The organism is Pseudoalteromonas caenipelagi (assembly GCF_013140855.1).
Lineage (GTDB): Bacteria > Pseudomonadota > Gammaproteobacteria > Enterobacterales > Alteromonadaceae > Pseudoalteromonas > Pseudoalteromonas caenipelagi.
In genome coordinates this window covers 393069-413831 of record NZ_JABBPG010000004.1, presented here as the reverse complement: position 1 = coordinate 413831, position 20763 = coordinate 393069, and the positions used below count along the sequence as shown (strand labels likewise).

General features: G+C 41.5%; 18 protein-coding genes. 17 read left to right on the top strand and 1 reads right to left on the bottom strand.

Translation table 11 applies throughout. From position 1 onward, the window contains the following. The first annotated feature begins 28 nt into the window (after positions 1-28). The gene (locus HG263_RS12485) at positions 29-3874 is read left to right on the top strand and encodes a COR domain-containing protein (protein WP_171626408.1); all 3846 of its coding nucleotides are present in this window, start codon (positions 29-31) and stop codon (positions 3872-3874) included. 61 nt (positions 3875-3935) lie between these two features. Here HG263_RS12485 and HG263_RS12480 read toward each other — a convergent pair whose 3' ends face one another. Beyond that, on the bottom strand, positions 3936-4703 hold the full coding sequence (locus tag HG263_RS12480) for an EAL domain-containing protein (protein ID WP_171626407.1): 768 nt from the start codon (positions 4701-4703) through the stop codon (positions 3936-3938). A gap of 617 nt (positions 4704-5320) precedes the next feature. On the opposite strand from HG263_RS12480, the gene mioC reads away from it, so the two are divergent. From mioC to HG263_RS12400, 16 genes are all read left to right on the top strand, one after another. Beyond that, entirely contained in the window at positions 5321-5767 is a 447-nt protein-coding gene (mioC, locus tag HG263_RS12475) for an FMN-binding protein MioC (protein ID WP_171626406.1), read from the top strand. A gap of 423 nt (positions 5768-6190) precedes the next feature. Beyond that, positions 6191-8080: a tRNA uridine-5-carboxymethylaminomethyl(34) synthesis enzyme MnmG gene (gene mnmG, locus HG263_RS12470; RefSeq protein ID WP_171626405.1), complete on the top strand. Its 1890-nt coding sequence runs from the start codon at positions 6191-6193 to the stop codon at positions 8078-8080. A gap of 15 nt (positions 8081-8095) precedes the next feature. Then, entirely contained in the window at positions 8096-8716 is a 621-nt protein-coding gene (gene rsmG / locus HG263_RS12465; protein WP_171626404.1) for a 16S rRNA (guanine(527)-N(7))-methyltransferase RsmG, read from the top strand. Positions 8717-8730: 14 nt separating this feature from the next. Then, on the top strand, positions 8731-9516 hold the full coding sequence (locus HG263_RS12460) for an AAA family ATPase (RefSeq protein ID WP_171626403.1): 786 nt from the start codon (positions 8731-8733) through the stop codon (positions 9514-9516). A gap of 15 nt (positions 9517-9531) precedes the next feature. Then, positions 9532-10461: a ParB/RepB/Spo0J family partition protein gene (locus tag HG263_RS12455; protein ID WP_171626402.1), complete on the top strand. Its 930-nt coding sequence runs from the start codon at positions 9532-9534 to the stop codon at positions 10459-10461. A 139-nt stretch (positions 10462-10600) separates the two neighbouring features. Then, the gene (locus tag HG263_RS12450; RefSeq protein ID WP_171626401.1) at positions 10601-10981 is read left to right on the top strand and encodes an ATP synthase subunit I; all 381 of its coding nucleotides are present in this window, start codon (positions 10601-10603) and stop codon (positions 10979-10981) included. 15 nt (positions 10982-10996) lie between these two features. Then, positions 10997-11848, top strand: coding sequence for a F0F1 ATP synthase subunit A (atpB, locus tag HG263_RS12445; RefSeq protein WP_171626400.1), 852 nt, complete (start codon positions 10997-10999; stop codon positions 11846-11848). A 56-nt stretch (positions 11849-11904) separates the two neighbouring features. Then, the gene (atpE, locus tag HG263_RS12440) at positions 11905-12138 is read left to right on the top strand and encodes a F0F1 ATP synthase subunit C (protein ID WP_070988097.1); all 234 of its coding nucleotides are present in this window, start codon (positions 11905-11907) and stop codon (positions 12136-12138) included. A 57-nt stretch (positions 12139-12195) separates the two neighbouring features. Continuing rightward, positions 12196-12666 (top strand): F0F1 ATP synthase subunit B, encoded by a 471-nt coding sequence (gene atpF, locus HG263_RS12435; protein WP_171626399.1) that lies wholly within the window; start codon positions 12196-12198, stop codon positions 12664-12666. A gap of 15 nt (positions 12667-12681) precedes the next feature. Then, a complete protein-coding gene (gene atpH / locus HG263_RS12430) occupies positions 12682-13215 on the top strand; it encodes a F0F1 ATP synthase subunit delta (protein WP_171626398.1) in 534 nt (177 codons plus the stop codon). Between the two features lie 14 nt (positions 13216-13229). Further along, the gene (gene atpA, locus HG263_RS12425; protein WP_171626397.1) at positions 13230-14771 is read left to right on the top strand and encodes a F0F1 ATP synthase subunit alpha; all 1542 of its coding nucleotides are present in this window, start codon (positions 13230-13232) and stop codon (positions 14769-14771) included. Positions 14772-14829: 58 nt separating this feature from the next. Next, on the top strand, positions 14830-15690 hold the full coding sequence (atpG, locus tag HG263_RS12420; RefSeq protein ID WP_171626396.1) for a F0F1 ATP synthase subunit gamma: 861 nt from the start codon (positions 14830-14832) through the stop codon (positions 15688-15690). A gap of 32 nt (positions 15691-15722) precedes the next feature. After that, positions 15723-17108, top strand: a complete 1386-nt coding sequence (atpD, locus tag HG263_RS12415; protein WP_171626395.1) for a F0F1 ATP synthase subunit beta — start codon at positions 15723-15725, stop codon at positions 17106-17108. A gap of 14 nt (positions 17109-17122) precedes the next feature. Next, a complete protein-coding gene (locus HG263_RS12410) occupies positions 17123-17539 on the top strand; it encodes a F0F1 ATP synthase subunit epsilon (protein ID WP_171626394.1) in 417 nt (138 codons plus the stop codon). A 330-nt stretch (positions 17540-17869) separates the two neighbouring features. Continuing rightward, positions 17870-20002: a winged helix-turn-helix domain-containing protein gene (locus HG263_RS12405; protein ID WP_171626393.1), complete on the top strand. Its 2133-nt coding sequence runs from the start codon at positions 17870-17872 to the stop codon at positions 20000-20002. Positions 20003-20605: 603 nt separating this feature from the next. Continuing rightward, positions 20606-20758, top strand: a complete 153-nt coding sequence (locus HG263_RS12400) for a hypothetical protein (protein ID WP_171626392.1) — start codon at positions 20606-20608, stop codon at positions 20756-20758. The last annotated feature ends 5 nt before the right edge of the window (positions 20759-20763 follow it).

The window sequence follows — 20763 nt, the reverse complement described above, 5'->3', positions numbered from 1 at the left end:
TGTGATTAAAAAGAGTACCAAGGACCCCATGGCACATTATCAAAACCCCGCCGCTTGGCAAATTGCGCTTGAGCGTATTCAAACAGCCTATGACACCGGCAGTGAAGAGCTTGATTTATCCAATTTAAGATTGCGTAGTATTCCCCAAGACATTAGCTGTTTAGCTGGGCAGCTAAAGAAGTTCAATTTAAGCAATTGCTCAGGGTTGTTTGATATCACACACATCGCCTGTTTAACCGAGCTGACAGAACTGACGCTACAAGGAAACATTGAGTTATCAGATTTATCACCCTTGGGATCTTTACAGCGATTAAAAAAACTTGATTTAAGCTGGTGTCATGCACTGTTCGATCTATCCGACCTCAATAATCTTATTCAATTACAAGAGCTTGATTTAAGTGGATGCAGGTTACTAAGTGACCTATCCGATCTTAATAATCTGATTCAATTACAAAAGCTTGATTTAAGTGGATGTAGGTTACTATGTGACCTATCTGGGATTGATAATTTTTTTAATTTACAAGACCTTAATTGTAGTTTCTGTCATTCCCTAAACGACCTTTCCCCACTTCATAGCCTAGCTCAATTGCAACTTCTCGATTTAAATGATTGCGATAGGCTAAGCAACCTATCTCCAATTTATAACCTAACTCAATTACAGTGGCTTAGTTTAAGCAGGTGTAACGCACTAAAAGACTTATCTAGCCTCAATAACTTGACTCATTTAAAAATGCTTGATTTAGGCGGATATGATTCACTAAGCAACCTATCCCCACTTGATAATCTAACTCAATTACAATGGCTTAATTTAAGCGGATGTGATGCGCTAAGCGATCTATCCCCGCTTGGTAATCTTGCTGAATTGCAAAAGCTTTATTTAAACAGATGTGAAGCACTAAGCGACTTATCACCGCTTGGTAATCTTGCTAAATTGCAAAAACTTTATTTACACGGGTGTGATGCGATAAACGACTTATCTCCCCTCAATAACTTGACTCAGTTACAGGAGCTTAATTTAAGCGAGTGTAAAACATTAAATGACCTATCTCCTCTCAATAACTTGATTCAGCTACAGAAGCTTAATTTAAGTGGATGTGATGCACTAAGCGACTTATCTCCCCTCAATAACTTGACTCAGTTACAGGAGCTTAATCTAAGCAGATGTGATGCACTAAGCGACTTATCTCCCCTCAATAGCTTGACTCATTTACAGGAACTTAATGTAAGCGAGTGTCAAGCGTTAAGTGACCTATCTCCGCTCAATAATTTGAATCATTTACAGGAACTTAATGTAAGCAGATGTGATACACTAAGAGAGCTATCTCCCCTCAATAACCTGACTCAATTACAGCAACTGGATATAAGCGAGTGTGAAGCGTTAAGTGACCTATCTCCGCTCAATAATTTGAATCAGTTACAGGAACTTAATGTAAGCAGATGTGATGCACTAAGAGACCTATCCTTTCTCAATAACCTAACTCAATTACAGCGACTGGATATAAGCGGGTGTGAAGCGTTAAGTGACCTATCACCACTTCATAACCTTGCTCAATTACAGCAGCTTGATTTAGAAGGGTGTGATGCGCTCAAACATCTACCGAGATTGACGCAAATGCCTTACTTGCAAGCTATTGACTTAAGTAATTGCAAAATATTGTCCCCGCTGTCGCAGTGCGACTTTTTAACGGTCATCAATGAACTCCCCTTCTTAAATTACTTACTAACCCATTCAAGCGACCTGAAAATAACCGGTGTACCGGAAGAGCTCACCCAAAATACACACAACTTAAAGGCCCTTGAAGATTACTATTTTGCCTTGCAACAATCGGGCGAAGTGACCGTTAATCAGCAGAAACTGATGATTTTAGGCAATGGCCGTATTGGTAAAACTCAACTAACACGCCGGCTTCAAGGACTCTCATTTGATGACACGATCCCAAGCACCCACGGTATTCAAATTAATGTCTGGCAAGATAACCAAGGTAAGGATATTTATAGTTGGGACTTTGGTGGCCAAGATATTTATCTGGGCACTCACGCATTATTTTTAGATGATCGGGCCGTGTATTGCCTACTCTGGCACCCAGATTTTGAAGATGAGAAAATCTTTGCCGAGCAAGAGTCCGGTATACCGATGAAAAACCATTTACTCAGTTACTGGTTGGCCTATATCGACTCCATTGCGGGTGAAAAAGCCCCAGTGATTGTATGCCAAAGCCAATGTGATAGCTCATCTGAAGTGCAACAAGCGCCTATTCCAGCACATAATTTTAATTGGCTACAATCGGTGCAGATCAGCGCCAAAAATAACGATCTTAAACGCTTTCAACCACTGCTTGATTGGGCTTTTGAGTATCAAGCAGAGCGCATTGGTGAAATTAAATTACCCAAATGCTGGTGGGCAGTGGCGCAGACACTACTTGAACAAAAACAACAACAGCAAAAGGTGGTCGAAAAAGAGGCCTATCTAGCGCTTTGTGCGCAGCACCAAGTCAGTGCCCCCGACAGCTTGCTCATTTATTTACACCGTTGTGGCTTGGTGTTTTACAAAGCTGGGCTATTTAACGACCAATTAATTTTAGACCAAGCTTGGGCACTGCAAGGGGTTTATAGCTTGCTAGAGCGCGGCACGACGCTGCCAGTATTACAAAAACAACACGGGCAATTCTCTCAAGCGTTACTGGCTGAGCTACTCTGGTCAGAGTATCAATACAGTGATAATGAACAACAGCTGTTTTTAACCATGATGCGCCAATGTGGGGTGTGCTTTAAAATCGCAGAAGACAGCTACATTGCGCCCGATTGCTTACCCGAACGGACGGATCACGATATACAGAAACGTATTGCGCAGTTGCTGCGCGGTGCACAAGCCAAAATAGCAGTCGAGCTCAACTACGCGTTTTTACACGAAGGCAGTCAACGCAGTATTTTAAGTGCCATTGGCGAACAGGCGGGAAAATATGCCACGTACTGGCGCTATGGCTGTTGTTATTATGATGACAAACACCGCACCGTAGTGTACTTACAGTGCGAAGCCAATAATCAACTCAGTGAAGATGAACTGGCCCATTACGGCCATCCTGGCCGCATACAGCTAAAACTCTACTGCGAACAAGCCCATGAGCTTGCTAACCATATCATTGACTCTATTTTGCAGAGTCATCAGCTGGGTAAAACACCCAGCGTTCATTGGCTAAAAGGACAACCTATGAATACAGAAGAACAGCATCAAGACCCACCATTTACCAAATTGGGGGAAGCAAGGCCAACCGAGCCGCTGCCCGAGGTGTACTTTTCTTATGCATGGGGCAGCGAAAACGATAGACATCAACAAATATGTGATGAACTGTATGACTGTGCACAAGACTTTGCAACGCCTGTAAGAGATCGAAATAACACAAACACGGGCGATTCCATCCATGCCTTTGAGCAACAAATTGGTCACGCCAAGCTGGTGGTCGTGATCGTAAGTGATAAATACCTAAAGTCTGAGCATTGTATGCGTGAGTTAAATTACTTATATCAAAGCTCACTCAATAACGGGCAACTATTTAATGAACGTATATGTCCGTTTATATTGGATAATGATGAGGACTCCCCTACGGATCAAGGTGTAAATATAGATACAATGAAAGGTCGGCTCGCTTACACAAAATACTGGAAAACAGAGTTAACGGAGATTGAAAGTTTAATTAATGAGGTCGGGCATGAAGCTGCTGGTCAAGAAGCAATTAGATACCAACAAGAGATCCGCAGTTTTATGAATAATATTGCTAATATGCTCACTTGGCTTAGTGATCAAATCGTCTCGCGCGACCCTGCCAACTATCAACAAACGCTTAAAAATCTTATAAACCGAAAACATAAGAAGTGATCATCACGCTTTGTAAGGTGTGCCGTTTGCTGCTGCACACCCACTCACAAAGTACTGTTATTTATAACTTATCGAAATCCACCTCAGGCAGTTGCTCTAATGCAGGCTTGGCAAAAAAATACCCTTGCATTAGGGTAACGCCAGCAGCTTTTAACCATATAAACTCTTCAGCAACCTCAATACCTTCGGCCAAGACTGTAATTTTAAGCTCTTTGAACATGTTCAAACAGTGACTCACTATTGACTGGCGCACAGGATCACGATGAATATCTCGGATCAACGCCATATCGAGTTTGATTATGTTGGTTTGAAAGTCAGCCAATAGATTTAGCCCAGAATATCCAGCGCCAAAATCATCTGTTGCAGTTAAAAAACCAAGAGATTGATAGTATTTTACTACCTGCTCAATATGGTGGCTATCCTCTATCTTTTCCACTTCTGTGAACTCAAACATGATACGTTCAATAGGAAAATTATATTGTTTCGCGGCATCTAAAGTCGTACGAATACAGCGCTCAGGTTTATAAATAGCATTGGGTAAAAAATTAATGCTCAAATAGCCATCAATATTGAGCTTTGCTGCAAGCGCGATGGCTTTGACGCGGCATAATTGGTCAAAAGTATAGCGGTTTGTCTCATTTACTTGGGAAATAATCGACCAAGCAGACTCATTATTGAGCCCTCTTACGAGCGCTTCATAACCAAATATTGTGCGCTTATCTACATCCACAATAGGCTGAAATGCCATGGTAAAATCGAAACATAGGGAATCTGCATTTTCACAATTACGACATATTTGTCGCTCACAACCGGTAGAATACTCAGTCATTTTAAATCCTTTCGCGCGCTGTTTACCAAAGCCTAGCGCTCATAAATGCGCATCGCAAGCGTAAAACAGTGCTTAATAAAGAGCCTAAATGGGTAAAAGTGGCAGGCATCGCTTAAAGATCTCACTGTAATTTGCAATTATTTTATCAACCGCCCCCCACGAAACGTAAATAACGGCCAATATAAAAGCGGTATAAGTACACTTTTAGATCATTCTTTGTGTTTTTTAGATTATTTAATTATATAAATAGAACTAGATAGATCCAAAAAGCCCTGTGCCATTTTATGGATCTAGGCGTTATTCACACCTAGACTGTCCACATAATATGATCTGGGTAAATAACACCGCTTTTGTCGTTCAAACTTGCTCAACGATAGGCTTTTTTCAGCGCTAATAATAAAGTTATAGTAAACATATAGCCAGTTTATCCACAAAATCCCCACCGCATAACAAGCTGGAATAAAATATTCACCTTTTAATTTTCAATAAGTTACCGTAGATCAGTCTGAGTTGCTCATTTAACAAGCTAATATTTTTATCCCTTTTAAAGCGATCAACACTTTACATCTATCAGAACAGCTTTATGATGTCGCCATTCGCTTAAGGGTAGAGATAGTATGCACCACATAGAGATCATTATTGGCAGCCAAATGGGTTCTGCAGAATATGTCGCTGAGCAACTTCAAGAAGCGCTTGAAGATCAAGCTATTATTACGACATTGCATGAACAACCGGTGGCAAGTGAACTATCACAATCAATATGGTTAATAGTGACGTCCACCTATGGTGCCGGAGACTATCCAGATAACCTTATCCCGTTCATTAATGAGTTAGATCAAAGGGATAGTTTAGATCAGGTATATTTTGCAGTGGTCGGTTTAGGTGACTCTAGTTACGATACCTTTAATTATGCGGCAAAAAATTGCGAAAAATTACTGATCAATAAAGGTGCAAAGCAGCTTCTGCCTAATTTAGAGTTAAATGTGCTTGATGAAGCCCTACCAGAAGAGACTGCTTTGGCTTGGCTTCCTAAGCTTATTGAAAAAGTAACAGAAGCGGCTTAATAGATCTTTTCAATAAGTTATACACAATTTTATGGAAATATAGATCGCATTGTGGATAACACTTGATCTAAACGGTGATCCAAGCATAGTTATCCATGGGATAAGTTTAACCGGATCTTGCCCTGTGTATAAAACAGCACTTTGATCAGAGCTTGTGCGCCCTTAGATCCGATCTAATTCACATCTATTGATCTGGTATAATCTATTGTTTTATATGTAATATATAGCCTTACCCACAGAAAAGGCGATCACTAGTAGTAAGATCTAATAAAAGATCTTTAAAAAGATCCTTATATATAATTAGTGATCAAGTTAACCTTTTTATATGTTGGTCAATATTTAAACATTTCACTTCTGAGCATTTCTAGGTAGAATACGCTCCCTTTCAGAATTTGCTGGTTGTTTTTAAGTAGGATCCCGTAAATGATTTATCATGAACATTTTGACGTAATCGTAGTAGGTGGTGGACATGCAGGTACAGAGGCAGCACTAGCTTCAGCCCGTATGGGCATGAATACCCTCTTGTTGACCCATAATATGGATACTTTAGGTCAGATGTCATGTAATCCTGCAATAGGTGGGATCGGTAAAGGTCATTTGGTTAAAGAGATCGATGCGCTAGGCGGCGCGATGGCTAAGGCTATCGATAAGGGCGGCATTCAATTTAGAACCTTAAATTCTTCAAAAGGCCCAGCAGTAAGAGCAACACGTGCTCAAGCAGATCGTGCTTTGTACAAAGCAGCAATCCAAGATATCCTGCAAAAGCAAGAAAACTTAAAGATCTTCCAACAATCGTGCGACGATCTTATTGTTGAACAAGACCAAGTTAAAGGCGTTGTTACACAAATGGGACTTCGCTTTAGCGCTCATTCTGTAGTGTTAACTGTGGGTACTTTCCTTGGTGGTCAAATCCATATAGGTATGGAAAACTACAAAGGCGGTCGTGCAGGTGATCCACCTTCAGTAGCGCTTGCGCAAAGATTGCGTGAGTTACCTTTTAGAGTTGATCGCTTAAAAACAGGAACACCTCCGCGTATTGATGCCCGAACAGTGGATTTTTCTGTGATGCAGGAGCAGCCTGGTGATACGCCTACACCGGTATTCTCGTTTATGGGTAAACAATCTGATCATCCAAAGCAGATACCATGTTATATCACGTATACCAATGAACATACCCATGATGTAATTCGTGAAAACTTACATCGCTCTCCCATGTATGCTGGTGTAATTGAAGGTATTGGGCCACGCTATTGCCCATCTATTGAAGACAAAATCGTGCGTTTTGCCGATAAAGAAAAACATCAGATTTTTGTTGAGCCAGAAGGATTGACCTCTTACGAGTTATATCCAAATGGTATCTCAACAAGTTTACCGTTTGATGTGCAACTTCAGATAGTACGATCAATTAAAGGTTTTGAAAATGCCCATATTTGTCGCCCAGGATATGCAATTGAATATGATTTCTTTGACCCTCGTGATTTAAAGCAGTCTTTAGAAACCAAATTTATTAGCGGATTATTCTTTGCTGGCCAAATCAATGGCACAACAGGTTATGAAGAAGCGGGGGCGCAAGGCTTAATAGCTGGTATGAATGCCGCGCTTCAAGTACAAGGTAAAGAAGCTTGGACACCACGTCGTGATCAAGCTTACGCAGGCGTATTGATTGATGACCTAGCGACATTAGGCACTAAAGAACCTTATCGTATGTTTACGAGTCGTGCTGAATACCGCTTGTTATTACGTGAAGATAATGCTGATTTACGTTTAACCGAAAAAGGCCGAGAGTTGGGCTTAGTAGATGATGAACGTTGGGCTGCATTTAATCATAAACTCGAAGTCATGGAGCAAGAATCGCAACGCCTTAAGTCAACGTGGATCCACAAAGATCATCCTGCACTTACACAGGTAAATGCATTATTGAAAACCCCTTTGATCCGAGAGGCGAGCTTAGAAGATCTGATCCGCCGCCCTGAAGTGTCTTATCACGAACTGATGAAAATTGAGGGATTGGGATCTGACTCTGATAATATTCAAGCTCTTGAACAAGTAGAGATTCAAACTAAATACGCAGGTTATATTGCTCGTCAACAAGATGAGATCAATAAGCAGCTTCGTCATGAAGAAACAGTACTACCTGAAGATTATGATTATTCTTTGGTTAGCGGACTATCAAATGAAGTGGTGGCGAAGCTAAGTGATGCTCGTCCGCAAACCATTGGTCAGGCTTCGCGTATTTCTGGTATCACCCCAGCCGCTATTTCGCTATTATTAGTGTATCTGAAAAAGCAAGGGCTACTGCGCAAGTCTGCGTAGTTGCATAGGAATACTGTGTTACAGCAACAACTGACTTCTTTGTTAGCGCAAACGGAACTTGCGCTAAGTGAACATCAACAAGCACAATTAGTGCAATATGTTGAGTTATTAGATAAATGGAATAAAGCCTACAATTTAACCTCTGTTCGCGATCCAAAAGAGATGATGGTAAAACACATCATGGATTCTTTAGTGGTAGCACCTCATTTAACTGGTAAACATTATATTGATGTCGGCACAGGACCTGGGTTACCTGGTATTGTGTTGGCGATTGCCCTGCCAGATACACAATTTGTACTACTTGATAGCTTAGGTAAACGAGTTCGTTTTTTAATGCAGGTAAAACATGCGCTTGGGCTAGATAATGTGACTCCTGTGCAGTCTCGTGTTGAAGAATATCAGCCAAGTGTTAAATTAGATGGTGTACTCAGCCGTGCTTTTGCATCTTTGCAAGATATGGTTGATTGGTGCGGACACTTAATAGACCAATCTGGACATTTTTTGGCACTTAAAGGGCAGTTCCCAGCACAAGAGCTTGAACAGTTACCTGCCGGGGTAAAATTGCAGCAAGATATTCATCTTAACGTGCCAAAGTTGGATGCAGAGCGACATTTAATTATTCTTTCTAAAGATTAGTATTCGAGGGCAACGTGGCAAAAGTCATTGCAATTGCAAACCAAAAAGGTGGCGTTGGCAAAACCACCACGGCTGTAAACTTAGCAGCGTCTATGGCGGCAACTAAGCGCAAGGTTTTATTAATAGATTTAGACCCGCAAGGTAATGCAACCATGGGCAGCGGTGTCGACAAATATGGCGACGTAGCCACCATCTATGACTTGCTCATTGAAGAGCAGGCAATTGACGAAGTGATCTGCAAAGAAACATCTGGTGAATACCATCTTATCGCTGCAAATGGTGATGTCACTGCTGCTGAAGTAAAATTGATGGAGTTGTTTGCCCGTGAAGTACGCTTGCGTAATGCTCTGGATGCAATACAAGACAAATACGAGTTTATTTTTATAGACTGTCCGCCTTCATTGAATATGCTCACCGTTAACGCCATGGCTGCTGCTGATTCAATTTTAGTGCCTATGCAATGTGAATATTATGCACTTGAAGGTTTGACGGCGTTGATGGATACCATTACACAGTTGGCTAAGTTGGTTAACCCTGAATTACAAATTGAGGGGATTTTACGGACCATGTATGATCCGCGTAATCGTCTCGCTAATGATGTATCAGAGCAGCTTAAACAACACTTTGGTGATAAAGTATACCGCACCGTGATCCCACGAAATGTACGTTTAGCTGAGGCGCCAAGTTTTGGTGCGCCAGCGATGTATTATGACCGGGCATCAAGTGGTGCAAAAGCTTATTTAGCTTTGGCAGGCGAAATGTTACGTCGTAAAGAAAAACAATCCGCAGCGGTTGCCTAAGAGGATAATAACAACATGTCGGTAAAAAAACGCGGTTTAGGCCGAGGCTTGGATGCCTTACTGAGTTCGTCGAAGCCAGCGCCCAGCGCTGAACCTGCAGAGGTTGAACGTTCCCAGCAAGCATCAAGTTCGTCGAGTGAATTAACACTAGATGGTGAGCTAAAGCGCATCCCCATTGAGTTTTTACATCCAGGTAAGTATCAGCCGCGTAAAGATATGTCTGAACAGGCGCTAGAAGAACTAGCGAGCTCTATTCGAGCGCAAGGGGTATTACAACCAATCGTGGTGCGTCCCGTTGCGGATAAACAATTTGAGATCATTGCCGGTGAGCGTCGTTGGCGTGCAGCGCAAATTGCTGAGTTAGATGTTGTCCCCTGTATTTTAAAAGATGTCCCTGATGAAGCTGCGGTGGCAATTGCTTTAATTGAGAATATTCAACGCGAAGATCTTAATGCGATGGAAGAAGCCGTTGCACTGGACAGATTGTTACACGAGTTTGAGCTAACACATCAGCAAGTCGCTGATGCGGTTGGCAAATCGCGCACGACAGTCACTAATTTACTTAGACTCAATAATCTAAACGATGATGTTAAAATTTTGTTGGAGCATGGCGATATTGAAATGGGTCATGCCCGCTGCCTATTGGCACTCAGTGATGAGCAACAATCTGAGGCGGCCAGAACAGCAGTCGCTAAGGCGCTCACGGTACGTGAAACTGAGAAGCTGGTACGTTCTATTTTAGAGCCTGCGGAGAAAAAACAGGCAAAAGAAAAAGATCCAGATGTCAAATTGTTAGAACAACAATTAGCCGAAAATTTAGGCGCTAAAGTAGAGATAAATTATAACCAGAAAGGAAAAGGTAAATTGGTTATTTCATATGCCAATTTAGATGAATTAGACGGAATACTGGGACGCATTCAATCTGATATGCAGCAACCTTCCTAAAGTGCGAATAATCTACAAATGTGGCGGTGAAAAAGCGCCACATTTTGTCTCATCAAGTTGCAAAATCACCAAATATAAGTATAATTTCGCCAGTTTTAATACCCTGATTAAATTTTACGCCACTAAAGGTTAACTAAAAGTGACTCAATCGTTAGCAAGCCCATATCGGCGTGCCGCATTAAAAGGTGTTTTTTTTCAGGGGGCCGTGGCATTAGTCATCGCAGTTATCGTTTTTATATGTTGGGGAGCTTTGGCAGCTCAGTCGGCACTAGCCGGTGGAGTGATAGCCGTGCTTCCCAATTTAGTATTTGCCATTTACGCCTTTCGTTATATGGGCGCTAGCAAGGCAAACCAAGTGCATCAATCGTTTAAGCGAGGCGCTGGGTTAAAATTTTTGTTAACTACTGCACTGTTTTTAGTGGCATTTAAAGTCCTGGTTTTGACACCTTCATGGTTGATAGTCAGTTTTGTCTTAGTGACCATAGTGCATTGGTTTACATCGATTTTTTTTAATCATTAACTTTTAGGAAAAACAATGGCTGCAGAACAAAGCTTACAAGGCTATATTCAGCACCACCTTACGAATGCCAAAATGTGTTCGACCGAGCAAGGTCTAGCATTTAACAAGGCATGTAGTGAGGCTGGTTTCTGGACTTGGCATGTAGATACTTTGGCTTGGTCAATTCTATTAGGTCTTGTTTTTATCTGGATTTTCAAAAGTGCTGCTAATAAAGCAAGCACTGGCGTACCAGGTAAAATGCAATGCTTCGTAGAAATGATCGTTGAATTCGTTGACTCTAACGTGAGAGATACTTTTCATGGTAAGAGTAAATTGATTGCTCCTCTAGCCCTGACTATTTTTGTTTGGGTATTTCTGATGAACTTGATGGATTTGATCCCAGTTGACTTCCTACCATTTGCTGCAGGGCAAATCGGTGCGGCAACGATGGGCATGGATCCACATGACGTTTACATGAAAGTGGTACCGACTACAGACGTTAACCTAACGTTTGCGTTGTCACTGGGTGTATTCGCACTCATTATCTTCTATACCATCCGTACTAAAGGGGTGATGGGCTTTGTAAAAGAGCTAACACTACACCCGTTCACGGCTAAGAACCCTGTTGTTCAGGCGTTACTTATCCCTGTTAACTTCGTGATGGAATTTATTACACTGATTGCTCGCCCTATCTCGTTGGCGCTGCGTCTACACGGTAACTTATTTGCGGGTGAATTGATTTTTATCATCATCGCATCGATTGGCTTGTTCCAGTTACCATTGCACTTTATCTGGGCGGTATTCCACATCCTAGTTATCGTATTGCAAGCATTTGTATTTATGATGTTGACCGTTGTTTATTTAAGTATGGCAACGTCGGATCACTAATAAACATTAAACACCAAATTCATTAACTTTTAATTTTTAAATAATCGGAGACAAAAATGGAAATCGTACTAGGTCTTAAATATATCGCTGTAGCACTTCTAATTGGTTTAGGTGCGTTAGGTACTGCAATTGGTTTCGGTACTCTTGGTGGTAAATTCCTAGAGTCAGCTGCTCGTCAACCTGAGCTTGCGCCTCAACTTCAAGTTAAAATGTTCATCGTTGCTGGTCTTATCGATGCGATCGCGATGATCGGTGTTGGTATCGCAATGGTATTGTTGTTCGTAATGTAATTACTGGTTTTTTAAGCCAATTTGTTTATCGAACAACTAACTTGAGGAGGAGCGGTTGTGAACTTAAACGCCACTCTACTAGGTGAATTAATCGCGTTTATCGTTTTCGTATGGTTCTGCATGAAGTATGTATGGCCACCGCTAAACGGTGCGATTGAAGCTCGCCAAAAGAAAATTGAAGACGGCCTAGCTGCTTCTGATGAAGCAGAAAAAGAACTTGAGCGCGTACGTCTTGAAGCTGCTGAACAGCTTAAAGAAGCGAAGTCTCAAGCGGCGGACATCATCGAACAAGCGAAAAAGCGTGCTGCGCTTATCGTAGATGAAGAAACCACGCGTGGTCAGCAAGAGCGTGAGAAAATCATTGCTCAAGGGCATTCTGAAATCGACGCTGAGCGTAACCGTGTGACAGAAGACTTGCGTAAGCAAGTTGCTATTCTGGCAATGGCTGGCGCTGAGAAGATTTTAGAACGTGAAATCAATCAAGCTGCGCACAGTGACATCGTTGAAAAACTTGTCGCTGAGCTGTAATAAGGAGGTGTGAGCATGTCTGAATTGGCTACTATCGCTCGTCCTTACGCAAAAGCAGCTTTTGAGTTTGCTGTTGAAAAAAGCGCGATTGACGCTTGGAACGAAATGCTTGTTTTTGCTGCTGAAGTAGCAAACAACGAGCAAATTAAAGGTTTCCTAGCCGGTAGCGCATCTGCAGAAAAGCAAGTAGAAATTTTTACTAAAATTTGTGCAGAGCAAATTAACGACCAATTTACCAACCTAATAAAGGTTATGGCTGAAAATGGTCGTTTGATTGCACTTCCAGCAGTTGCAACTTTGTATGCTGAATTTAAAGCAGAATACGATAAAGAAATCGACGTAGATGTGATTTCTGCAACTGAATTGGCTGAAGAACAGCAAACAAATCTAGTAGCGGCACTTGAAAAACGTTTCGCACGCAAAGTTAAGCTAAATTGTAGTGTTGATGAAAGCACAGTTGGTGGTCTTGTTATCAAGGCTGGTGACACAGTCATCGACGGCTCAGTTCGCGGTAAATTAAACCGTTTAGCTACTACACTACAATCGTAATTGGGAAAAAGAGCATGCAACTTAATTCCACAGAAATTTCTGCGCTGATCAAGCAACGTATTGAACAGTTTGAAGTTGTAAGTGAAGCTCGTAACGAAGGTACTATCGTATCTGTTACTGACGGTATCATCCGCATCCACGGTCTTGCAGACTGTATGCAGGGTGAGATGATTGAGCTTCCTGGCAACCGTTATGCTATCGCACTAAACCTTGAGCGTGACTCAGTAGGTGCAGTAGTAATGGGTCCTTACGCAGACCTTAAAGAAGGCGTAAAAGTACAAGCAACTGGTCGTATCTTAGAAGTACCTGTTGGTCGTGGTCTACTTGGTCGTGTTGTTAACACACTAGGTCAGCCTATCGATGGTAAAGGTGCACTAGATAACGACGGTTTCGAACCAGTTGAAAAAATCGCACCAGGCGTAATCGAGCGTCAATCTGTAGATGAACCAGTACAAACTGGTTATAAGTCTATCGACGCGATGATCCCTGTTGGTCGTGGTCAGCGTGAGCTTGTCATCGGTGACCGTCAGACTGGTAAAACTGCACTAGCAATCGATGCAATCATCAATCAAAAAGGCACAGGCGTAAAGTGTGTGTACGTAGCGATTGGTCAAAAAGCATCTACTATTGCTAACGTAGTACGCAAACTTGAAGAGCACGGTGCACTTGAAAACACTATCGTTGTTGTTGCATCTGCTTCTGAATCAGCTGCGCTACAATTCCTAGCGCCGTTTGCTGGTTGTACTATGGGTGAATACTTCCGTGACCGCGGTGAAGATGCGTTAATCGTATATGATGATTTGTCTAAGCAAGCTGTTGCTTATCGTCAAATCTCATTGCTACTTAAGCGTCCACCAGGTCGTGAAGCATACCCAGGTGACGTATTCTACCTTCACTCACGTCTTCTAGAGCGTGCATCACGTGTTAACGCTGATTACGTTGAGAAGTTCACTAATGGTGAAGTGAAAGGTAAAACAGGTTCATTGACGGCATTGCCAATCATTGAAACTCAAGGTGGTGACGTTTCTGCATTCGTACCTACCAACGTTATCTCAATCACCGATGGTCAGATCTTCTTAGAAACTGACTTATTCAACGCAGGTATCCGTCCAGCGGTTAACGCTGGTATCTCGGTATCTCGTGTAGGTGGTGCTGCGCAAACTAAAATCGTTAAGAAACTAGGTGGTGGTATCCGTCTAGCGCTAGCTCAATACCGTGAACTAGCGGCGTTCTCTCAGTTCGCTTCTGACCTTGACGATGCAACTCGTGCACAACTTGAGCACGGTGAGCGCGTAACTGAGCTAATGAAGCAGAAACAGTACGCTCCAATGTCTGTTGCTGAAATGTCTCTGTCGTTATTTGCAGCTGAAAAAGGCTACCTAAAAGACATCGAAATCAACAAGATCGGTGACTTTGAAGCGGCACTTATCAGTTATGCAAACAGCACATACGCAGAGCTAATGGCTCAAATCAATGAAACAGGTAACTACAACGCTGAGATTGAAGCGCAGCTTAAAGAACTTCTAGAGAAGTTCAAAGCAACGCAAACTTGGTAATTTAGTTATGCTTGGTGAGGGTTATCGCTAACACTCACCTTGATTCGGAGAGAGAGTCATGGCCAGCGGAAAAGAGATTAAAAGCAAGATCGGGAGTATCAAGAATACTCAAAAGATCACCAGTGCAATGGAAATGGTTGCCGCTTCAAAAATGAAGAAGGCGCAAGACCGTGTGGCTGCAAGCCGTCCATACGCTGAGAACTTACGCAAAGTGATCGGTCGTGTTGCTCAAGCTAGCCTTGATTTCCGTCATCCGTTCTTAGCAGAACGTGACGTGAAACGAGTTGGTTATATTGTTATCTCTACTGACCGTGGTCTATGTGGCGGTTTGAACTCAAATGAGTTCAAAAAAGTGGCATTAGACGTAAAAGCGTGGAAAGAAAAGGGTGTAGACGCAGAGTTTGCAACCATTGGCAGCAAAGCTGCTGGTTTCTTTAAACGTTTTGGTGGTCAACTACTTGCTAAAAAAGCAGGGTTAGGAGATACCCCTTCAGTTCAGGACGTAATTGGTCCTGTAAAAGTAATGCTAGATGCATTTTCTGAAGGAAAAATTGACCGTTTGTACGTGGTATACAACAACTTTGTAAATACCATGAAGCAAGAGCCCGTAATCGATCAGTTATTGCCTTTGCCAAAAGCTGAAGAAGAAGTATCAAGCTACGCTTGGGACTACTTATATGAGCCAAGCCCAGAAGCGATCTTAGAAACGCTACTGGTACGCTTTATAGAGTCACAAGTTTACCAAGGTGTAGTTGAGAATGCTGCCTCTGAACAGGCTGCCCGTATGGTTGCGATGAAAGCCGCAACTGATAACGCAGGCGACCTAATGGATGAGCTGCAACTTGTATACAACAAAGCGCGTCAGGCTGCAATCACACAAGAGATCAGTGAGATTGTAAGCGGCTCAGCAGCTGTGTAACGCTTCGGCAAAGTTTAACGAGAGGAATAGACATGAGTTTAGGTAAGGTCGTCCAAATTATCGGCGCCGTTGTGGACATTGAGTTCCCACAAGACAACGTGCCAGCCGTATATGACGCACTAAAAGTAACAGAAGGCGACTTAGCTGGTTTGACTTTAGAAGTTCAACAGCAGCTAGGTGGCGGTGTGGTACGAGCTATCGCACTAGGTACTACTGACGGTTTACGTCGTAGTACAGCAGTAGAAGGCACTGGCGGACCAATCATGGTTCCAGTTGGTACTAAGACCCTAGGTCGTATCATGGACGTATTAGGTCAGCCTATTGATGAAGCAGGTCCAATCGGTGAAGAAGAGCGTATGTCTATCCACCGTGCTGCGCCTTCATACGAAGATCAATCAAGTTCAGTTGAGCTACTAGAAACTGGTATCAAGGTAATCGACCTTGTATGTCCGTTTGCTAAAGGTGGTAAAGTTGGATTATTCGGTGGTGCCGGTGTAGGTAAAACCGTAAACATGATGGAACTTATCCGTAACATCGCAATCGAGCACAGCGGCTACTCAGTATTCGCAGGTGTTGGTGAGCGTACTCGTGAGGGTAATGACTTCTATCACGAAATGAACGATTCAAACGTACTTGATAAAGTATCGCTTGTATACGGTCAGATGAACGAGCCACCGGGTAACCGTCTACGTGTTGCTTTGACTGGTCTTACTATGGCAGAAAAATTCCGTGACGAAGGTCGTGACGTACTTTTCTTCGTAGATAACATCTACCGTTATACGCTAGCGGGTACTGAAGTATCAGCACTTCTAGGTCGTATGCCATCAGCGGTAGGTTACCAGCCTACACTAGCTGAAGAGATGGGTGTACTTCAGGAGCGTATCGCGTCAACTAAGACTGGTTCAATCACTTCAATCCAAGCGGTATACGTACCTGCGGATGACTTGACTGACCCATCACCAGCTACAACTTTCGCGCACTTAGATGCAACAGTAGTACTTTCACGTGATATCGCGTCTCTTGGTATCTACCCTGCGGTAGACCCACTAGATTCAACATCTCGTCAGCTTGACCCACAAGTTATTGGTCAAGAGCACTATGACACTGCACGCGGTGTTCAGACAGTTCTTCAGCGTTATAAAGAATTGAAAGACATCATCGCAATTCTAGGTATGGACGAGCTTTCTGATGAAGATAAGCAAGTTGTATCTCGTGCACGTAAAATCCAGCGTTTCCTATCTCAGCCGTTCTTCGTTGCTGAGGTATTCACAGGTGCGCCTGGTAAATACGTTTCATTGAAAGACACTATCTCAGGCTTCAAAGGCATCTTAAACGGTGACTACGATGATATGCCAGAGCAGGCTTTCTACATGGTTGGTTCTATCGACGAAGCAGTTGATAAAGCTAAAAACATGTAATTTAGGGGGTTGATATGGCATTGACAGTACAACTTGACGTAGTAAGTGCAGAGCAGAGCATATTCTCAGGCGAAGCAGCTGCTATCCAAGTAAGTGGTAGTGAAGGTGAGTTGGGTATTCACCCTGGCCACGCCCCACTATTGACTGGCCTAAAACCTGGTATGGTACGTTTTGTAACGAAAGATGGCTCAGAAGAGATCATCTACGTTGCAGGTGGTACGCTTGAAGTACAACCAAACGTTGTTACAGTCCTTGCGGACGTAGCAATGCGCGGTGAAGACTTAGATGAGCAAGCTGCTGAGCAGGCTGTACGTGACGCTGAAGCGCAAATGGCTTCAAGCTCTGCAACTGAGCTTGATCATCACGCTGCTGCTGTACAGCTAGCCGAAGCAATCGCTCAGTTGCGCGTTATCCGCCAATTGCGTAAATAAATACAAACCTATCTGGTTTAAAAAGCCCGTGCATTGCATGGGCTTTTTTATGTCTAACGCATACATCTCTAATTTTAAAATAGCAAACCATTGATATTAGGTTATATTGGTATATCAGAAAGTCTGAGATCGTTCTCATAGTTACAACAAAGAAATATTATTAATGTTTTCATTTTAAGTTGCATTTTTTTGTGTAAAATGTAATCGTTTTTGAACAGTTTTGTTGCCCTTCACTTTGTGTTTATGGCTGTTACATGAATATTTTTATTGAGTTTAGAGCATGAGTCGGTACAATCCTGAATGGTATCTTGGAGCACTAAATTACTCATAATGAATGAAGTAAGGTTTTCACGGCAAGTTAAGGAAGTCAAATTTGGGGCTTGGACGTTGGACCCAAAGAAGCAGTGTATTTATGACGGCTCTACGGAACGAGAATTAGAACCTCTTCTATTTAGACTTCTTTGCTATTTTATCATCAATAACGAACAGATCATTACTCGTCAAGATCTGGTTGACGATGTTTGGTGCCAAAAATATGTTGATGATAATGCCATAAATAGAGCAATGTCAGAGCTAAGAAAAACGTTAAAATCTGATGAACAAAAAGGTATTGTAGTTAAAACACACTACCGCAAAGGCTATAGCTTTTTTCTTGAACCAGAGATTATTTACCATAAAGAATTAACTGATGAAGAAAGCAAGGCTCCTCCTGTAAAACTTTCGATTGAAGAAAAATCAAAACCAAGAAGAAAACCCAACGCTAGAAACGGCAAATTACTAACGATACTATCAATCGTGCTATTGGTGGTTGTATGTTACGCCTTATTTAGCAATTACTCTTATCGAAACGATGATTTAGAAATTAGTAATAGGGATATCGAAGAGAAAGTTCTATCTTGGGTTCCTGGGCGCTATGCGCAATTGCGCCTTTCATATAATAAAAAACTACTCGCCTTTTCTTTCGCACCTCAAGATACTAAATATTACTCTTTGGTGGTTAAAGAGCTAGATAGTGGGTATGAGCGCCGTTTAGGTGATGAAGGTGTTCATTATTACCCGTTAGGCTGGTCAACTGACTCTAGTGTGCTTTATTACCGTGCAAAAACAGATAAATCGTGTCAAATTTGGCAAATTAATGCTGATTTTAGCAAGGGTAATACGGCGCTCTTTGATTGCAGTATGAGAGGCCTTGTGACAGGAAGCGGAGTGAGTAAAGACCGTATTATTTACTCTAAATCTGGCTATCGAAATCGAGACGAATTATCCGTATTAACAAGTCGTGATTTGAAAACTGGCGAGGAATTTCAAATTAGTTCTCCTAACTTGAACTCCTATGGAGACCAATTCTTAACATATATACCTGAAAAAGAAGTGGTCATATTCGAAAGGCGCCAATACGACACCAATGAGCTATACATGACCGATCCCGATGGTGGTGATCAGATTAAGTTATTAGAGTCTCAAAGTAGAATCTGGTCAGTCAATTATGATGCTGAATCAGACTTACTTCTATGGTTTGATAACAAGAAAAATATTGTTTACGGCTATAGCTTAAGCCAACGCAAATTAGTTAAAAAAGACCAGTTAAACACCTCACAAAATTATGCTATTTTTCAGTTCATTGATAAAAATGAAATGTTGATAGTTAGCTATCCATTTATCTCTTATGTTTATACTTTGAACCTAAATGAAAAGGTGATGAATCCGGATATACAGCTCAGTCTGGATAGTATAAATCCTATTAAGTTCAAGCAAGGATATATGGTGTTAACCGAACATGGTGGTGGGCGAGTTGTTACTAAGGTTGCTAATAGCGGAAAGAGCGACATACTTGATATACCTTCAGGGGATATCCGCAATATTCGTTACGATGAACAGAGTGACTTGTTATTGGTTCATCATCGTAGAAAAATTGAGATATATAAATATTCAGACTTATCTTTACTAGATACGATAACCGCTGAAGGTGCCATTATATCCGCTGAGTTCTTAAGCGATGATGAAATTGGCTATGTTGTTCTAGGTGAGCAAAAGGTTAAAAGCAATTCTTATAAGTACTCATTAAAATTTAAGAAGAACACATTCATTCCCGCTCTTAATTCTTTGTGGATAGGCCGCCTCGATGCCAAAAGGTTAATTTCATTATCCTCAAACGATATAGTAGTGCTGTACGATATTAATTCTGGTAAAACGGTACAGGAATTTGACTTACCTAAAGCGATATATAGGCATTCTATCTCAGTAGGTAACGGTTACATTTATCACTCTGATGGTAAACGCATATATCGTATTGACCCTGATATTGAAGGTTCGGCTGAAGAAGTGTATGTGGTTGAAGAGTCCAAATATGTGATCCGAGATATTAGTTATGCTTCTCATGATGAAACAATTTGGATGAATATAATTGAAACCAACGAAAATCAATTATTAGATATTAAGATAAAAGAAGAAGTCAGTAAGTAACGACACATCTTTAAGTTAATATGTCATTCCAATAGCAGCTATTCGCTGCTGTTTTTTATTCACCTAAGGTTATTTGACTCATTGATTCATTGATTCATTGGCTCATTGGCTCATTGGCTCATTGGCTCATTGGCTCATTGGCTCATTGGCTCATTGGCTCATTGGGTTGTTGGGTTGTTGCTAGCCCACACCGACATATTGTTAAGCTTCTGCCACTCCATACTTTCAGACAATAGATGATAGGGCTCACTATCTAAACTCATGTAGGCATAACTATTATCTATCCAACGTTAAGAAAATCACTCCAATGTCACCTGATTGCGCGCTGAGTACGGGACACTGACAGAGAATATAGTGCACTCCAAACATATATTTTGAGGTTTTTTCACTGCTTCGTTGCTCAAAAATGTCTGCAAAATGGTGTCTTTTAGCTAAGGTTTAGATAATATTTATCAAATAAAATAAATAAGCTTATAAATCAATGTTTTATCAAAACCTTATGGCAGAATGTGTAAGGTTTGATAATTACATAAAAAGGCGAAAGTTGTTTAATGTATTAATCGTTCTCAAAACAACAATACAAAACAACAAAGGAAATACATTATGTTATCTACTCTAAAATTAAAGCTAAAAACAAAGAAAGTTAAATTACTATCTGGCAACCAAGCGTTAAATGCTCAACAAACAAAAAAAATAGCGGGCGGTAATTTATCAGAGACTGAAACATTTACTTCTTTAGATAAGATTCTGGATTAATTTAA